This is a genomic window from Sphingobacteriia bacterium (assembly GCA_017304685.1).
Taxonomy (GTDB): domain Bacteria; phylum Pseudomonadota; class Alphaproteobacteria; order Rickettsiales; family 33-17; genus JAFKLR01.
This window is the reverse complement of sequence record JAFKLR010000003.1, coordinates 767,544-786,353: the sequence shown is the minus strand read 5'-3', so window position 1 is coordinate 786,353 and position 18,810 is coordinate 767,544. Positions and strand designations below refer to the sequence as shown.

At 27.6% G+C, this 18,810-nt stretch carries 13 protein-coding genes; 6 read left to right on the top strand and 7 right to left on the bottom strand.

The window, feature by feature from the left end; all coding sequences use genetic code 11:
• Positions 1–223 precede the first annotated feature (223 nt).
• From J0H68_03740 to J0H68_03730, 3 genes are all read right to left on the bottom strand, one after another.
• Positions 224–1,618, bottom strand: coding sequence for a hypothetical protein (locus J0H68_03740; GenBank protein ID MBN8827797.1), 1,395 nt, complete (start codon positions 1,616–1,618; stop codon positions 224–226).
• Positions 1,619–1,825: 207 nt separating this feature from the next.
• Positions 1,826–2,293: a crossover junction endodeoxyribonuclease RuvC gene (gene ruvC, locus J0H68_03735; GenBank protein ID MBN8827796.1), complete on the bottom strand. Its 468-nt coding sequence runs from the start codon at positions 2,291–2,293 to the stop codon at positions 1,826–1,828.
• An 84-nt stretch (positions 2,294–2,377) separates the two neighbouring features.
• Positions 2,378–3,121 (bottom strand): YebC/PmpR family DNA-binding transcriptional regulator, encoded by a 744-nt coding sequence (locus J0H68_03730; protein MBN8827795.1) that lies wholly within the window; start codon positions 3,119–3,121, stop codon positions 2,378–2,380.
• 161 nt (positions 3,122–3,282) lie between these two features.
• On the opposite strand from J0H68_03730, the gene J0H68_03725 reads away from it, so the two are divergent.
• Together J0H68_03725 and J0H68_03720 are read left to right on the top strand one after the other, a co-directional pair.
• Positions 3,283–4,923, top strand: coding sequence for a hypothetical protein (locus J0H68_03725; protein MBN8827794.1), 1,641 nt, complete (start codon positions 3,283–3,285; stop codon positions 4,921–4,923).
• A gap of 64 nt (positions 4,924–4,987) precedes the next feature.
• Positions 4,988–6,397 (top strand): hypothetical protein, encoded by a 1,410-nt coding sequence (locus J0H68_03720; protein MBN8827793.1) that lies wholly within the window; start codon positions 4,988–4,990, stop codon positions 6,395–6,397.
• 5 nt (positions 6,398–6,402) lie between these two features.
• Here the strand turns inward: J0H68_03720 and J0H68_03715 are convergent, their stop codons facing one another.
• Entirely contained in the window at positions 6,403–9,216 is a 2,814-nt protein-coding gene (locus J0H68_03715; GenBank protein ID MBN8827792.1) for an ATP-binding protein, read from the bottom strand.
• A gap of 435 nt (positions 9,217–9,651) precedes the next feature.
• Here J0H68_03715 and J0H68_03710 point away from each other — a divergent pair, with 435 nt between their 5' ends.
• The 3 genes from J0H68_03710 (at position 9,652) to J0H68_03700 (ending at position 13,357) form a co-directional block, all read left to right on the top strand.
• Positions 9,652–10,794, top strand: a complete 1,143-nt coding sequence (locus J0H68_03710; protein MBN8827791.1) for a hypothetical protein — start codon at positions 9,652–9,654, stop codon at positions 10,792–10,794.
• 98 nt (positions 10,795–10,892) lie between these two features.
• Entirely contained in the window at positions 10,893–11,591 is a 699-nt protein-coding gene (locus J0H68_03705) for a hypothetical protein (GenBank protein MBN8827790.1), read from the top strand.
• A gap of 14 nt (positions 11,592–11,605) precedes the next feature.
• Entirely contained in the window at positions 11,606–13,357 is a 1,752-nt protein-coding gene (locus J0H68_03700; GenBank protein ID MBN8827789.1) for a hypothetical protein, read from the top strand.
• A gap of 51 nt (positions 13,358–13,408) precedes the next feature.
• On the opposite strand, the gene J0H68_03695 is transcribed toward J0H68_03700, so the two are convergent.
• Positions 13,409–14,368, bottom strand: a complete 960-nt coding sequence (locus tag J0H68_03695; protein MBN8827788.1) for a ribonucleotide-diphosphate reductase subunit beta — start codon at positions 14,366–14,368, stop codon at positions 13,409–13,411.
• A 17-nt stretch (positions 14,369–14,385) separates the two neighbouring features.
• A complete protein-coding gene (locus J0H68_03690; protein ID MBN8827787.1) occupies positions 14,386–16,185 on the bottom strand; it encodes a ribonucleoside-diphosphate reductase subunit alpha in 1,800 nt (599 codons plus the stop codon).
• Positions 16,186–16,689: 504 nt separating this feature from the next.
• Here J0H68_03690 and J0H68_03685 point away from each other — a divergent pair.
• On the top strand, positions 16,690–17,382 hold the full coding sequence (locus J0H68_03685; protein MBN8827786.1) for a hypothetical protein: 693 nt from the start codon (positions 16,690–16,692) through the stop codon (positions 17,380–17,382).
• Positions 17,383–17,422: 40 nt separating this feature from the next.
• Here J0H68_03685 and J0H68_03680 read toward each other — a convergent pair whose 3' ends face one another.
• Positions 17,423–18,742 carry a hypothetical protein gene (locus J0H68_03680; protein ID MBN8827785.1) on the bottom strand — a complete coding sequence of 440 codons (1,320 nt, stop codon included), beginning with the start codon at positions 18,740–18,742 and terminating at the stop codon, positions 17,423–17,425.
• Positions 18,743–18,810 lie beyond the last annotated feature (68 nt).

The following is an 18,810-nucleotide window of genomic DNA, read 5'->3' as shown; positions in this document are numbered from 1 at the left end:
GTATATTAATAAGTCTATAACGATAAATTTCGATGTAAACCATTTTTTTACGAAAAATTCATTATTTCTTAATTTCTTGGAAGTATTAAGAGTTTTTTAATAATATTTGTAAAATAAAAGTAATAGAGATAAGATTTTTTTAAAATATATTAAGAAAAAAGGATTTTTAAAAATAAAAGGGTTTAAAAATAAATATATTTTAAACCCTAGTAATGTATTAGATTTACTTATTAGGTGAGTTTTTTTGATTTATATTAGAAGAAATTTCGCTTCTAAGTTTTTTCGAAGGAGACTTATCTTCTTCTGGATCAATAAAAAGCTTTCTTTTTATTCCTTGTCTTACATTTGTATTATTACCACCTATTTCTTCTCTCCAGTTTGAAGCAGGGGACAATACAGGTGGAGTATGAGAAGAAGGTTTTATAGGTGTTGAGTTAAGTGAATTAAAAAGACTTCTATTAGGAGAAGTTTCCTTTATAGGGCTTGGTGAGATAAATTGAACAGTATTGGTTGTTAGGTCAATCTTCATGGTCCATGGTTTATTGGTAGGAGTTTGGCTAGTTAATTCTTTTAACTTATCAATTGCTAAATGAAATGAAACGCTTTTTTTATCTTCTTCATTTATGTTTACAGAAATGTTAGAAGCATTTTCTGTAAGTAAACTATTATTCTTTAGAGTTTTAAATGTAATTTTTATTAAAATATCTTTTTGAGCCTCAATAAGATTTGCTAACTCACGATCTTCAGGATATAAAGGTACTACTTTAGCCGTTAAAAAGTGATATACAGAAGTAAAGGTTTCTTGGCTTAATACATTATCCTTAAATGTTATTTTTTTATCAATAACGTTTTGTGAAACATCTAAAATAATCTTTTTTAAAAAATGGCATTCACCTTTTTTATAAGCGGATTTTATAGCAAGGCTTAAGCAATTCTCACCACTAGAGTTTTTAAAATTTAAATCTGAAGATTGATACGTATGAAACTTAACTTTGTTAAACAATTCAATTAGCCCATGTTGAATAGAATATACTAATGGAGTTGAATTTCCAGGCTTTGACTTTAATTTTAATAAATGAGAATTACTTTGTAAGATTTGCATAGCAAAATTTTCTTCACCGATTTCACAAGCTAAAATAACGGGATTAATTATCTTTAACTGATTATTACTGAATTCTTTATATATACTATAGGCTCTAAGAATGAAATTAATACATTCCAAGTTTTTGCTTAAAACACCATATTCTAAAATAGTAAAACCTTCTTTTGTTAATAAAGCTTTATTATTAGGAGTATTTTTTTTAATTTTAATGTGTTTAAATTTAACATTAAGAGGAAGAGGCCTCTTTTTTACAAGATAACTTTTTGGAATGATTATTTCTTTTTCAAATACTGTTTTATTTCCATAATAAGCTGCCATATGGAAAAAGGTAATTTTATCATTTTTACAATAAAATAATATTTTATGGTCATATCGTTCTTCTAATGCTTCGTTCACAATTAAATCGAAGGCCTCTTTTTTACTCTCATAAGATTTATTAGGGTTAAGAAAATCCTGCGCTAATTTTTCAAAAGCCTTTTCCGCCATTTCTTCTTTATTTAAATTACTATCTAGCATTTTATTATATATATAAATATTATTAACATGATCTATACATAATAACATACTATTAACTAAATGTAAATAATATTTATAATGAGGTAAAAATGTTAACGACTAAGGGTAGGGGTATATTATACCTTTTTCACTTATAAATTTAGTTTTTAATTTTGAAGTAAATATTAAGATATTGATATTTATAGAAATTTGAAAAATTATAAATATTTAACGACAAAAGCTGCTATGGCAAAAAGCTATTGCTAATGCATCAGCAGCATCATGAGTGGCGAAATCAGCGGTAGGTAGTAACAGCCTTACCATTTTTTGAATTTGTTCTTTGTCAGCTTTCCCACTACCGGTGATAGTTTTTTTTATTAACATTGGTTCATAATATGAGCAAGGAACGTTTAGAGAAGCTACTGTTAATATTATTGCTCCTCTTGCAATACCTAAAACTAAGGAGGATTTAGGGTTAACATTTACATATGTCTCTTCAATAGCTACAGTTTGAGGAGTATAGGCTTCAATAACTTGTTTAATGTTTTCACTTATATGAAGAAGACGTTTATCCAGAGATTCTTTAGATGAGGTTTTAATAGCTCCAGACGCGACAAAAACTATTTTGCTACCATTTTTATCAATTATGCCCCAACCAACGTTATTTAGCCCAGGGTCAATACCTAAAATTCTCATAATTTTGTAATTTATTAAGTTATATAACCTTTTTTAAACTTCATTTAGATAAAAATCAACGAGAATAATTTAAAATTTATACTATTAGTTTATTTTCGCCATGAATTCTGAATTAAATTCATAATTGCCGTAAACATTTTGTACATCGTCATTATCTTCTAGTGTATCAATAAGTTTAAGTAACTTCTCTGCATTTTCTCCTTCAACTTTATTTAAAGTTTGTGGGCGCCAAATAATTTCCGCGTTTTCAGGCTCTCCAAATTTAGCTTTTACTGCTTCTTTAACTGAATAAAAGTTTTCTACAGAGGTTATAATTTCATGATTTTCATCATCTGAAATGCAATCATCTGCTCCTGCTTCAACCGCAGCTTCTAACATATCATCATTTGAGGCTTTAGAGATAGGGTAAACTATTAAACCTATCCTATCAAACATATAGCTTACACTACCTGTCTCCCCCATTTGACCACCAGATTTTGTAAAAGCAGCACGTACTTCTGAAGCTGTGCGATTTCTATTGTCTGTTAAAGCTTCAACAATAATGGCTATTCCACCGGGGCCATAACCTTCATAGCGCATATCCTCATAATTATCTCCAGCACCTGAGGAAGAACCACGTTTAATAGCATTTTCGATTTTGTCTTTAGGCATGTTAACTTCTTTTGCGCTATCAATAGCCTTTCTTAACTTTGGATTAAAATTTGGATCAGTATTGATTTTAGAAGCTGTTATTATCTCTCTAATAATTTTTGTAAATAATTTTGCACGTTTTTTATCTTGTGCACCTTTTCTGTGCATAATATTTTTAAACTGGGAATGACCTGCCATAACATCTTATTCCATTTAAGTTTTTATTTTAAGATATTGATATTATTTAAAATGAAGTTTGTAAAGTTGAAAGTATATATGTTTGTATTGAATATATTAATAAAAAATGTATAATCCATTGAAATATTAATATACGTTAACAATTTATTAGTAAGGTTTGCATGGGAAAAAGCACTGACAATAAGGTAATAAATCAATTAAAGGTTTCTAATGAACTATTAAATCCAAAGAAGAAATTATATGAAAATGTAGTTAAAGAAGTAAAAACTGCTTATAAAGTCCATAGTAAATTAAAAGAAGAAATTGATTGGCTAAAAAATTTTCAAAAAGATCATAATATTCATAATAAAGAAGATTTATTAAATTATTTTTCTAAATGTCCTTTAAAAGAAAAAGTTGAACTTTTAGGTAAATTTAAGAATTTTGCTAAAGATAAAGGCACATTTACCCCAAGTAAGTTTTTAGCTAGTTTAATTTTAAATATAAAAAATGAAGAATATAATGCAAAGCACGAAATAAAGGAAAAGTTTTTTATTTTGGAAGATAATTATAGGGAAGCTGATAAAAAAATTGTAAATAGCGTTGTTGATCCTACTACAGGTCACACAACTATGACAACTCTATTGGAAGAAGGTCAAAAAGTTCTTTCAGAAAAAGTTTTAGAAATAGTTGATTATGTAACAACTAATATTAAAGAAGGAAAACCCTTTAAGTTAGCATATATTCATAGGGATAAAAGAGAAGCGAGTATTGAAAATAATTGCGCTCATTATACTGCGGAAGCCATTAGATATGACGGAAAAACTTTAAATTTTTATGAGATTGAATCTTTAGGTAGTAGCGAAGAAAAAGAAATTTTTAAAAATTTCTATATTAAGCTTAATACCGCACTTAATAAAAATAACATTGATGAATTAAAGGAAATTTTTAAAGAGTTATCTAAAGAAGTGGGTAGTTATGAAAATGAAGAAGATTTTGAAAAAGAATTTTCTCAAGATATGAAAATTTTAATCAAAAAATCATTAATAGAAAATAACATTCAAACCCCAATAAATTATACCGGTAAACTTTTGGGAACTCAAAAGGACGGGGATTCATGCTATAGCTTTGCTATTTCACATCTTAAACATCTTGCTGAAGAAACAAACGAAGTTAAAAAGGATTTGATTTACTATAAACATTCTCAATCTGTTTCAAGATTAGAAAAAATTAAAGCTGAAAAAAATGATCCTGAAATAAAACCAGGTGTTAAAATTTCGGAATTCATTGAAAATAAAGCGCCAGTTGTATTATTTGGTTTAAACCCTCTACGCGGCGAATATTTAGTTAAAAAAGTAAATACTTCAATATATGATACCGGTTTAAGCATTTATAAAAAAACTTTAGAAAAAATAGAAAATGAAAGCGAAGATAAAATTATTGAAAGAATTGTGAATAGCCTCAGTCTTGAAAAAGAGGAAGTAATTACCCCTGAAACATTGAATATATATGATAAGCTTTTAGCACAAGAAATTGAATATTATGAATCTATTCATAATATTTCATGTTTATACAGGGTGGGTTTAGGTATGGATCCTAAAGAAGTAGATGATTTATTAATGGATGGACGTGACATTGTTTTTGTAAATTCTTTTATTTCCAAATATCCTTATGGGACTACCATTCCTTTAACTATTCAAGACATCAAAGATCAGCAAGAATGGTATGTTAAAAATAATACATTAAATGAGCCTAGCGAACCATTAAACGATGTTACTCCTCAGTTAGCTCAGATAGAACACGATCATTCAATAGCAGCTTAAAAAACTATTTACAAATTCATAAAAGTTCTTAAAAATTAAATTATTAGTAATTTTGAGAACTTTTATGAATTGTGACCTAGCAAATGACCATTCCATTAATAATCAAAAAATTTATGATATACTTACAAAAGAAGCTAAATTTGCTTATAATCAACATCTAAAAATAAGCCAAGCTATTAAATGGATAAAAGAATTTGAAACTACAAATAATATTAAATCAGTTGATGATTTTAATACCTATATCGAAACTTTAACCCCTAAAGAAAAAAAAGAACTTCAATGTCATTTTAATGAATTTTCAAAAACTGCGCGCTTCGTCCCAAGTAAATTTTTAGCAAGTTTAATTACAAGTATACGAAATGATGAGCTTAACCAAAAGTTTGATTTAAAAGAAAAATTTTTTCTACTTGAAAATAATTACAATACTTTAAAAGAGGAAAGTGACTATAGTAATGCAGAGGGATTAGAAGATTATATAATTACACATATAAAATCTGGTGAACCATTTAAAATAAGTGTTTTACTTAGATATAAAATTAACAGTCAAGTACATTATTGTGCAAATAATTTAGAATATAATGGAAAAACTTTATCTGTACTTACTTTTGATTCTATAATGGGTAAACAATACGCTCTTCTTTCTGAAAGACTTAACAGCTATCTTAACACTAAAAATTTAGATTATATTCAGGTAAAATATAAAGATGGATTAAAAGAAATAAAAGTTCATGCAAATGAAAGTATTCAGGATATTGATGATATTTGGTCACTCGTTTATGAAAAATATTTATGGTACTACGCTAAACAAATTTTAGAAAAGAACAATTTAAATACTGAAATAAAAACTTACACTTTTCCCCTGGATACGCAAAATGATATTTATTCATGTTATTCTTTTGCAATCTCTTTACTTAAAAATGGTGCTAAAACATTAAACCAAAAAACAGTAGATGACTTAATAAAGGAAGCGAATTCTGGCGAAATCGTTAAGAACAATCTAATATATTATAAACATCTTCAATCTGTTAGCTTATTAGAAAAACTAAATAATAAATTGTCTAATCCTGAATTTAAACCTGGGTTAAATGCATCTAATATTTTAGAAAATAAAACAATTATTGTTGATTACGGTCATAATCCAATTAGCGATAAGCAACTCGTAAAAAAAATCAATTTTTCTATTTTAGAAGCGAGTTTAAATAATTTAGAAAAAGCTTTAAAATGTTTAAGAAATGAGTCAAAAGAGGAAGTTTTAAATAGAATTCAAAATATATTATCAATTGATAATGAATTTAATTTTACAGATTATGAAACTGCAATATATGAATACCAAATATCAAAAGAAGAATATTATTGTTCAAAAGAAAAAATTAAAGTTGTTTCAGAAAATGTATCTGAATATCAAATAAACAACTACCTTATGGATGGATATAATATTAAGGTGATTGATTTAAATGAAGATTATTTATTTTAAAAACTCTACTGTGTAAGAGGTAGTATAAACCTAAATATTGTTCCACCAGGGTAATTTTCAGCCCATATCTTACCCTTATGAGCTTCAATAATACTTGCACAAATGCTGAGCCCTAAACCAGTTCCACCAGCTCCAGTTTTTGTAAGGGAACTTTGGAAAAATGGGGAGAAAATTTCATTGATTTCATTTTGCGGAATTCCAATTCCTTGATCCTTAATTGTAAATTGAGCATATTCTTTATCTTTTTCAATATATTTATCGATTGTTACATTAATTTCTGTATCTGTCTTATTAGTATATTTTATTGCATTATCAATTAAATTAGACACTACTTGTTGAATACGAATTTTATCGAATTTAAAACTTAATATTTCTGTTGGATGAAAGATTATAGTTAAATTTTTCTTCGCAGCAATTCCTGCAAAATCATCAATTATTTGGCTTACAAGTTTGTTAAAATCATAAAATGTAGGTTTTAACTCATATTTACCTGAATCCATAACAGAAACATCAAGAATATTATTTACAAATCCAAACAATCTTTCTGTACTATTATAAATTTTACTTACAATTTCTCTTTTTTTATCTTCAGTGAACTTATCCCAATTTTCATATAATGCTTCTGAAAACGCTGTAACGCCATGGATTGGAGTTCTTATTTCATGACTAAGATTATTTAAAAACTCTCTTTTAACGGAAAGTGCTTTTTGTAATCCTAAAGTTCGTTCACGAATTTTGTCTTCAAGAAGAAGCACTACTTGCTGCTGAATATATTCACGATTTCTTGAGAAAAGGATACCTATCATGATAGAAAATAAAGCTATGTAAAAAGTAATAAATTTAATATCAGAGCTTATATGTAGAGTAGCTTTAATATCATGAGTTAGAGCAAAAAGTTTGTAGCCAGCAACACTTCCAACTGCAAGTAAAATACCGAAGCTTATCCAATCAACTAATACTGCAAGTAGAAATAGCGTTAAAGCAAGGTTTACAAGCCAAATTGTTGAGGCGTTATTATTTAAAAACATGTAAGTTGTGCTAAATGGTAAGCAGAAAGTTAAAGTAAAATGCCAGTACATTGGTAAATACTTACGTAAATTTTCTGGCCAATAATCACGCATAATAAGTAATACGCAAAGTAAACCTGAAGTAATTCGTATGGTAAGTTCAATTTTAAATTTTTCTATATCAGCAGATGGCGTCCACATGAAATAGGGGATAATATAATTAAGCACAGCAAATATTCCAAATACTGCATATTGAGCGCCAAAATACTCTACTCTTCTTGAGGAAAACATCATTATATTTTTAGGAGTTGGTAAAAGAGTTTTTATAAAATCTTTAGCCTCATTAAATTTACTATTAAATTTTATAATCTTAGAAGTTTTGTTTTTTATTTGCTGAGGTTGCTGTACTCGGTTAAATTTTCTATCAAGTGTTGTACCTATAACATATAAAATTATATTGACTAGACAAGCTGGTAACAAACCATCAATTTTAGCTACTTTCTCAAGATTTAATTGTTCCCAAAGAAATGTAGTTCCAAATCCTATTATACCTGCTATTAAAAATGTTCGAGTACTACCTTTAAATCCAAATATCCCAAAAATTAATGGAAAGGTTACAAAAGGCCCCCAAAAGTTTTTAAATTTAAAAATTAAATCAATTAAACTAATGTTTAATGTAGCAACATAAATAGCGCTAAATCCAAAAGTAAGAGTTACAATTTTTGCTAAAATTAACTCTGCTTTTCCAGATAATTCTCTTTTTAATAGTGGTTTTACAACATCGTGTACCATACTAATACTTGTAATATTAAGCAGGGAATCGGCAGTAGACATAATGATTGCAAACATTCCTGCCATTACAATACCTTTTAAACCAGTCGGTAAAATATAATCAATTAAATAGGGAAGGGAGAGAGCAGGTTTAATTTCTGGGTTGATTGCAAATGCTGTTAAGCCAATTGTTCCTACTACGAAATAGAAAGGAATAAGCAATAAGGCAGTATATCTATATGATCTTATTGAATGTTGTACATCTTTTGCCATTAAAATTCTTTGAATTAATGTGGGTCTGACAAAAGGAATGCTAAATAGCAACATATAGTAAATTATTTTCCAGTCAGAGAAATAATTTGGGAAAAGTTTTAAATGATTAGGAGGAAGTTTTTTTATTAAACCGGTATATCCTCCGACTTTACTAAGTCCAATATTACAAACAATAGGAATTGCTATTATTAAGAATCCAAATTGAATGACGTCTGTATAAGTAACAGATTTTATTCCTCCAAATGAAGAGTAAATTACAACAGTTCCGCATCCTATCATAGCACCTACAAAAGGGTCTATTCCTAAAAATGCTTGAAATAATTGACCAATAGCAGCAATTTGTACTCCAACAATACCTGCGGAATTTAAAGCAGCTCCAAATCCTGTAATTATTCGAGCAGGTTTTCCAAATAATTCTCCCATAAGTTCACCTGCTGAAATAAGCCCTCGAAACCTATAAATTTTTGATACTAAAAATTCAGAGGTTAGTAACATCGATATTACTTCACATAAGTAGATAGCTACATAGCAAAAACCATATTTAAATACCTTTTCTGCAAGACTTAAAGTGGATCCGCCTCCTATCCATGTTGCCACAATTGTTGCCACAAGAACAGGTGTTATAAAATCAGCTCCACCTACAGCATAATCACGAATTCCTTTAATTTTTCGCCCAGTATACATTCCTAAAATAAGGGTAAAAATTAGGTAAAAGGAAATAATACCTAAATCAATATATGAAAGTTTTATAGGGTTGATAAAATCCATAGATTACCTATAATTTTAAATTTTATTTACTTATATTAAATCAAGTTAAAAATTAATTTTTTATTATTCTTACTGAATAGCACTAATTTATTTTTAGTCAATATTTTTTAAAAGTTTTTTAACTCTTAGTTTATTTTTTTACTCTAAGTAACGGTTTTTATTGACCATTTACATGGAGTTGTTTATCTTAAAATTATAATATTAAAGATTATAATGCTATTATTTATGCTTAATGGGCATTATTAATATAATATAATTATTAATTTCTGTTATCTTATAATTTAAAATAATCATAACTTCTTGATCTAACTACAAAACTTCAAATTAATTCAAAATTCACAAGTTTAATATAAAAGCCCGTCTTGATATTAAGATAAAATTAATATATATAAGCTATAAGTTAAATATTTAAATAAAATGGTTAAATAAAATAAAATGGCATTAGAGAAAGTAACAACTAAAGAAAAAATAACGGCTAAAGTTAAAGAAATTAAAGAAGAGCTTAAGGATAGTGCTGATAAAATTAAAAATAGTATAACACGCTCTAAATCTAGTTCTTCAATTAAAAAAATTAGTAAAATTAATGCTAAAGAAGATAAAGAAATCCCGATTGAAAAAAATGTTACAAGTGAAGCTCCTTTAAGCGCATCTCCAACTTCGCCACGTAAAGAAAGTGCAGAAAAAGAGAAAAAGTCTAGCTCACCACTTAATCTATTTAAAAGAATTAGAGCGGCGAGTAACGCTTCTAATAAAACCCCTCTTTCACCTAGAGAGGATTCACCAACCTCTCCTAGAAAAGCAAGTAGTGTAGTAAAGTATGAAGAAAGAAATTTCACCGATAAATTTATTGAATTAACAGCAAATTTTTATCTCAGTAATTTAGAGCTTATAGTAAATAAATGTGCTGAAGATTCATTAAATTTAGAAAAAAGTAAAATTTTGGATTGGAAATATGTAATTGAGCAGGTAATTGAAGCAAATAAAACACGTATCGCTTTAGTATTTTATCCTAATAAAAGTAAAACTTTAAAATACAGTAGCCCTGCTGTTATGGCAGGTTTTAATTGGCTTTCATTAGTTTGCAACCTTTATAGTTTTTATCAGGCCATTGAAAACCTACCTAATTCAAAATATTATAATTGTAAGGTGCAAGGAAGTTTAAATAATAATAACGGGTATATAGATGAAACAAAAGTTCAAGATTTTAAAACCGCAGTACTTAATAATCCTACAGAGTTAATTTCAAATATTAATTTAATTATAAATAATTTGCATCAGCTAGTAGTACAATTGAAGCGTTTAAAAAATGAAAAGAAAGTTACAGAAGAAAACTTTAAAAGTTCAATTGAAAGTATAACTAAATTATATAATTTATTTACTGAAATATCTTCCGATAAAGAATTTTTGGAAAATTTAAAAACTAAAATTGCATTTCTTCCAGAATTTCTAGAAGAAACTAAGTCTGCTTCAAGCAATAATATTATTTCTTCTCCATCATCTGAAAGGAGATTTAGAGCGAATTATGAAGCGAGTAAGGGAACTCCCTTATCTGAAAAATTAGTGTCTGCAAAAAAATAAGTTAGTAATAAGTAAGATAAAAATAAGTTATTAATAAATATTTGACAATATCTTACTATACAGATAGGGTTTAATATAAAATTTTATAAGGTGAAATAATGCCTAAACAGCCTAAAGAAATTGTTAATGACTTTGCTATTAGTTATTTACAAGCTATATTTAATGCGTATAAAAATTCTAATATTGTACGTAAGCTATTTTATTTGAATAAAAAAGAGCTTAATTTAAATTCATTAGCGAAAACAATTTGTGAGGAACCTGGAAACCAATTTATTACAGCAGAGCAATTAAACTCTTTATTAAATAAAATTTCCTCACAAAGTTTAGAAGCAGAATTTGATAATTTTTTTCAAGATAAATTCACTAACACAAGTGATTTTAATTTTCAAAAATTTTTAAATGATTTGATTGAAAACACTTTTAATTCGGAAATAGAACGAGAAGAAGTTAAGGAGTTTCTTAACCAAACTATTAAACAACCAAGTTTACCTATTATAAAAGCTTTATTTGCAGTTTGCTTATCAATCTCAATATTAAATTTAAGCAGTAGTTATTTTAAAATAGGTACAAGTATTTATAATAAACTAGCATCTATTCCTTATTTACAAAATAATATTTTTAAATTAAGTGCTGCGTTAACTATAGCATTATTTCCTATATCTAGAAGTTTAAAAGCTACTCAATATAATACGGAAAATTTATATAAAATTTATCAAATAGAAAGAGGTTTTAGAGATAAGACTATAGAAAAAAGAGAAAAAACATCTATTGATATGAATGATTTTGAATTAATTTAATAAAAGGAAATAAAATGGGCTTACATAATGAAAAAAATCAGCCGACTAAAGAAGATTTTAATGAAGATGATTATAATGAGATATTAACTCAAGCTTTACAGAATTTTGATAATATAAATGCAGAAGGAAAAACTATTGAAGATGAAAAAAAGTTTTTAGAAGAGCTATTTAATCAACTTGATTCAAACTATACAAAGCTTGGAAATAATTTAACTGAAGTAAATCAAAATTTTAGTAGTCAAGGTCTTGAAGGTGAGGAATTGATTCATAATTTACTTGAAGAGTTAAAAAAGCACTTTATTGAACTTACACAAGATAATATTGATGAATATCTTTATATAATTTTCTCTTATTTAAATGAATCATTTAATACTGGCGTTCTTACTGAAGTTGATTTAAACAATGCAAGTTTTGTTGAGGAGAGAAATACAAAAATTATTAGTTCATTAGCTTTAAAACATAAAACTAATGAAAGACTGCAAAAGTTTGCTTTAAGAAATAAGCAATCTTTTTATGAATTACTTTTAATCAATCCTAATGATATTACTCAAATAAAAGAATACATAAAAGAAAGATTAATTAAATTTGTATCTAATGAAAAATTAATTAATCTTGTAAAAGGAGAGAAAAGTGTAGCGGCAGTTGTAGAAAGCCTTCAAGAAATTATTGAATCATTCGATTCTTATAATCTAACAGATATAAAATTTATAATCGCTTTTAAATATGCAAATATATTTTCTCAGTATGAAAGTGTTACAAATATTAATTATCAATTTCAGTTAGTTAATAAAAATAGAATTCTTGAAATTGAAACTAAAATTTTCGATAAGGCTAAAGAGTTTTTAGATAGCGAAAAAATTGATATAGCACTTAAAGGCCAATTATGTAATCAATTTACAATTTTTTTAGAAAAACAAACGGAACAAAAAAAGTTAAGGCTTTTATATTCTGTAGGACTTGATAAGTGGAACTTACCTTTAAATATTGAGCGAAATTTTGATGTTATTATAAACTCATCTGATACTAACCTTGAAGATATAGATGATAAAAAGCTTTTATTAGAAGCTGCTAAGATGTTACCTTCATCAATGAAAAATATTTTGATTGGAGAAATTGAAGAGCTTCCTCAAGACTTATTGGCTCTAATGGCTAAGGCAATGAAAGAACAAATTCACCTTTATGCTCCTAAAACTATCCATTGTTTAAATATTATAATGAATGAAACGCCTTTATTTAGAAGTTTAATGAGTCATATTTATCGCTCTATTTTTAGTGAAGAAACTATTAGCAATTTTAATAAGTTTGCGGCTTCCACTTTAGCGCCAGACAATAATTTTAATAATGAATTGTGGCGTAGAACAAACCATGCATCTTTATTAAAATTATTTTTCTTAGAATTTTTACAAGAGATTGATTTTGAATTTCTTAAAAAAGAATTAAAAGAAGATCATAAATTACTTGAATTAATTGTAAATTATGTTCAAAAAATAAATGAAGAATATGCAGCATATACTGGTAAGGTAAATAATAATAATCAAGCCTCTGCAACAAAGATTATTGATCTTAAAGAAATTACAGAAACTTTTAATGAGGAAAAAGTTTTAGCAGAAAAAGAAAAGGAAGAAAAAAATAAATCTTCAAACTCTAATTCCACTACATTTAGAGAAGATAATGAGAAGAAGGATGATGAGAATAAAGAAAGATCTTCAATCTTTAAAAATCCTGAAGATCTTTTTACTGAGAAAAAAGATTGTATTATGATGTAATAAAAAAGGGGAGTTTTAAACTCCCCTTTTTTATTTAGAAGAAATTTCATTTTATTGAAAAGCTTCTTCCCAAGAACCTGTTGTAGCAGCTTTCGAATATTCTGTAACTCTTTGCTCAAAAAAGTTAGCGAATTCAACGCCATTTAAAATTTCATCAAGCCATGGAAGAGGGTTGTTATCTACCATGTAAATTTCTTTAAGTCCAAGCTGCATAAGTCTACGATCAGCAATATATCTAATATATTGTTTAACTTCACGTGCAGTTAAGCCCTGAACATCTCCAACTTCAAATGCAAGATCAATAAACGCATCTTCAAAATGCACAATTGTTGCGCACGCTTCGTATAAATTTCCTCTTAATTCTTCTGTCCATACTTCTGGATTTTCTTGAATAAAGGTTTTAAATAATCTAATGATAGAATTGGTATGTAATGTTTCATCTCTTACAGACCAAGTAACGATTTGCCCCATACCCTTCATTTTATTGAAACGTTGGAAGTTAAGCAAAATAGCAAACGAAGCAAATAATTGTAATCCTTCAGTGAAGGCACCAAATACTGCTAAAGTTGTTGCAATATCTTTCTTAGTTTCTACACCAAATTTATGCATATAATCATATTTATCTTTCATTTCCTTATATTTCAGGAATGCTTGATATTCGATTTCTGGCATACCAATTGTATCAAGTAAATGAGAATATGCAGCAATATGAACAGTTTCCATATTAGAAAATGCTGATAACATCATTTGAACTTCAGTTGGTTTAAATACTTGTGAATAATTTTTCATATAGCAATTATTCACTTCAATATCAGCTTGTGTAAAGAAGCGGAAAATTTGTGTAAGAAGATGTTTCTCACCTGGAGATAAATTATATTTCCAATCTTTCACGTCATCAGCAAGTGGTACTTCTTCAGGTAACCAATGAATTCTTTGTTGTAAATGCCATGCCTCATACGCCCATGGGTATGAGAATGGTTTGTAAATAGGTTTTGCATCAAGTAATGGCATAAAATTCCTCTATAGTTTTATTGACAAGATAAACATTCATCATAATTTGAAGATGAGCTTCCCTCTGATGGTTTGTGCTCAACTTTTTCAACTTTATGCGAGACTTTATCAGATCTTTGTAATGAGCTTGATCTACTATAATATAAGCTTTTAACCCCTTTCTTCCAAGCTTGGAAATGAATTTGATGTAAATCACGTTTATGTACATTTGCAGGTAAGAATATATTAAGCGATTGAGCTTGGCAAACAAAAGGTGTTCTGTCTGCTGCAAGTTCAATAAGCCATCTTTGATCAATTTCAGTTGCAGTTTTAAATACATCTTTTTCATCTTTATTTAAGAAATCGAGATGTTGCACTGAACCTTCATGTGTAGTAATTGAAGACCAAACATTTTCATTATTCATACCTTTGCTTTCAAGTAATCTAGTTAAATGCTTATTTCTAACTGTAAATGATCCACTTAAAGTTTTTTGAATGAAAACGTTTGCTGCATATGGTTCTATACCAGGTGATGAATTACCAGCAATAACTGAAATAGAAGCGGTTGGAGCAATAGCAATTTTATTGCTAAAACGTTCCATAACGCCACATTCAGCAGCATCAGGACATGGACCTCTTTCAACAGCTAAATCATAAGAAGCCTTGTCTGCTTGTTCTTTTATATGCTGATATACTTTTTTATTCCAAACCTTTGCCATAACTGATTCAAAAGGAATAGTTTTTGACTGAAGGAATGAATGGAAACCCATTGTACCAAGGCCAACTGATCTTTCTCGCTGAGCTGAGTATTTTGCTCTACTCATGCTATCAGGTGCTTTATTAATAAAATCTTCAAGTACGTTATCTAAAAATCTCATAACGTCTGGAATGAATTGTGGTTCATCTTTCCAAGCTTCAAAAAATTCTAAATTAAGTGAAGATAAGCAACATACCGCAGTTCTTTCATTACCAAGGTGATCTAAGCCTGTTGGTAATGTAATCTCACTACATAAATTTGACATTTTAACATGTAAGCCTAATTTTTTATGATGCTCAGGAATAGCTTTATTGACATGATCAATAAATAATAAATAAGGTTCACCTGTTTCAATACGAGTAGTGAGAAGTTTAATCCAAAGTTCACGAGCTTTTATGGTTCTTATAACTTTTTCGTTATGTGGGCTTTTTAATTCCCATTCACCATCATTTTCAACTGCATGCATAAATGCATCATTTATTACAACACCATGATGGATATTAAGAGCCTTACGGTTTGGATCACCACCAGTTGGACGACGTAAATCGATAAATTCTTCAATTTCTGGATGATCAATTGGTAAATATACCGCAGAGCTTCCACGTCTTAAACTGCCTTGTGAAATAGCGAGAGTCATTGTATCTTGCACTTTAATAAATGGAATAATTCCTGAAGTTTTTCCATTACCTCTTACTGTTTCACCAATAGAGCGTAAATTACCCCAATAACTACCTATTCCGCCACCACGTGCAGCAAGCCACACATTTTCTTCCCATAAATCTACGATACCTTGAAGGCTATCAGGAGCTTCATTTAAGAAACAAGAAATTGGTAAGCCACGGCTAGTTCCACCATTACTTAAAATAGGTGTAGCAGGCATGAACCATAGTTTACTCATATAATCATATAATCTTTGTGAATGGTCTGGATTATCACCATAATATAAAGCAACGCGGGCAAATAAATCTTGAAAAGATTCACCTTCCATTAAATATCTGTCTATTAAAACAGCTTTACCAAAATCGGTTAGCAGTTCATCTCTACTTTTATCAGTGGTAATATCTGCAACCATAGTAGTCATAAGCTCTCCTCACTTCACAAAATTAAAATTTTCTTATCAATCAAATTCTTAATATTCATGATAGATCGTTTTTAACATGTGTCTATATAAAAAATATATATATTGTGGTAATTTTTATCTTGACTACTACATATTGTGTACGATGCGAGTTATTGTATATGATATCCATATATTTGAACACCTTAAATACAATATTTGGGGTAAGGTAAAAATTTGCCTAATTTATTAACTTTTAGACAATGCCAGTAATCGTTTGATATTTCGGGAAAAAACTGGAATGAAAAATAATAATACAACCTATGGTTGTATATTACTCATTTGTTAAGCAACTAAAAGTTTTAAAAATTTTTTTTAATATTCTTAATCATTTTTTAACTTTTTGCTAGTATTTTACATAGATCTAATTACTAAAAAAAGCAATAGTATTTTAAAAAATATTTTTACTATTGTTATTTAAGTTTTAAATAGGTTATTAACTCATAAATTTTAGGACAAGGTATAAAAATGATAACAGATTTTGAGCTTGCTGAGTTGTTACAATCAAGGATATTTCATGATTTGTCCGGCCCAATAGGTGCATTAAGTAATGGTGCTGAATTTTTGCGTGAAGGAAGAAATGATGTTGTTCAAAAAGCTATTGAACTTATGGAAATGAGCTCAGCGCAAGCTGTCGCGCGCGTACAATACTATAAAATGGCTTACGGATATCTTCCATTAAATGCTGAAAGTAACGTTGGTAGATTACAAACTGCAATTGCTAATTATTTTAAAAATAGCAAAACTAATATCGAGTGGCATACTAATGATACTAGAAGTGAAGATATAAAAATTACTAATGGCACAGGTAAAATTTTATTAGTTCTAACATTGATCGCAGCAAACATGTTGATTTATGGTGGTACTCTTGAAGTTCATCTAAATCAAAATAATGAAAATTTTGAGTTTACTTTAAAAGGTACTTCAGCAAATGGCATCAAGGTTGATCGTGATACAGTACAAATAATTGGTGAACGCAATTTAGATCTAATGTTTAATAGTCAAAATGTTGTATCACTATATGCATTAAAGCAATGTGAAAGAATGAATGCTAATCTTTCAATGGAATTTACCACTAACGAAGTAAAATTTATTTGTAATTTAAAGCAAGTAATTAATAATACTTATGAAATCGAAAACGCTTCATTTAGTACTTTGTAATCTTATAAAATAAGTAATGGCTTTAAACTAAAGTCATTACTTACTTTTCAATCACGCTTTTAGTTGTATTATAAATTATTGTATAACACATTCGTTGCAATCCTTCAACAAACCCAATCTCGCCATTAAATACTATTTTATGATTATAAGATAAATAATTAGTTAAAATTGTTTTTAACCGTTCATTTTGAAATATGACTATTGTTGGATAATCTTGAGTTTCTTGATCGGTGGCCATTATACTAAGAATATTAGAGATCCTAACCTTAAAATTAAAACAATGTTTAAAACTATAATCTTTAGTTTTGAATATTATATCATTGATACGATTGTTTATGAATTTAATAAATTTAAGCTCATAAATTTTAGTAATATCACTTGTTACAGTAGAAAATTTTAATAGAGATAAAATTAGAGCTACATTACTAAAATTTTGGTCATTCTTTGTTATTTCAATATTTTTTCTTGTTGTTTCTAAATTTCTTATAAGATTACTAATTCTAAAATAAGAATAAAAATTGGTGTTTAATGGTAGTGAATTAGGATTTGTAAAAAATTTTGCTAATTCTTTTTTATTAGAATTTTGCGGTATTTTAAGCTCAGTGCAAAGATTTTTTAATTGATTTTCATAATATGGTAATTGAGCCTCAAATAATTTAAATTTATTAGATAAATTTTTTGCTTTTGAAATTTCACCATCTATTAAAGACATTTCTTTAGATAAAGCCACAATATATAAAAATTTAAATAATTTATGATCTAATTCTTTATTAGCTAATTTGCTTACTAAGTAATTATTAAAATTGTTAATACATTCTTGCTTTTCAGGCTCTACATTATCTCTTTTGTTTAAAAATTCTTGAGTAATAGTCTCAAAAATTTCCTTCCCAACATTTAATAAATCAAGCTTAAAACCTAAAAGGTAATATAAAGTTATAATTTTAATATCAGTTTCTAAATTAAATTCTTTATAAATGCCAAAATAATTAAAAATTAATTGTGGGTTATTATTAAACATCAAAAATAGTAATATAATATTTTTATCCTGAATATTAGGAGCTTTAATTACTTTTTTAAATGACTCAAAGCTAAAATATATTTGGATGTTTTTATGATTTAAATAGCCTAAAATATTAATTAAATGGTTAAATTTTTCCACCTGATTAAGGTCGTTTTTTAATAAAATAAATAGATTTTTTTTAGCTTTTAATATGCCTTTTTTTGTTGGTAAAGAAAGATAGTTAGATAAAATACTAACAGAAGGAAAAGCTATAGTAAAAATTTGAGAAAAAGTGTCTATAACATTTGATACTCTTGAATGTTCTTCGACTGAGGATCGAAAATTTTGATTACGTTTCATAACTTATTATAAATTATTTGGTTAACATTAAGTGATATTTAATGATAGAAAACAGCTTAACAGTCAAT